1 protein-coding gene is annotated in these 211 nt (G+C 64.0%); it reads left to right on the forward strand.

The window, feature by feature from the left end; all coding sequences use genetic code 11:
- On the forward strand, positions 1–211 hold a 211-nt coding region (locus tag AWT75_RS21835), incomplete at both ends, for a hypothetical protein (RefSeq protein ID WP_161937800.1).

Here is a 211-nt window from a genome sequence, read left to right on the forward strand (position 1 = left end):
GCAACGACGGACTGGAATCGGTACGCGGCGCTGCTGCCGGTGCATCAGGATATCCACGCCCAGCTGCGCGAAGTGGCCGACATCGAACGCATTACCGCCAGCATGGCAAGCTGCAACGACGGACTGGAATCGGTACGCGGCGCTGCTGCCGGTGCATCAGGATATCCACGCCCAGCTGCGCGAAGTGGCCGACATCGAACGCATTACCGCC

This window comes from Aquitalea pelogenes (genome assembly GCF_001515305.1).
Lineage (GTDB): Bacteria > Pseudomonadota > Gammaproteobacteria > Burkholderiales > Chromobacteriaceae > Aquitalea > Aquitalea pelogenes.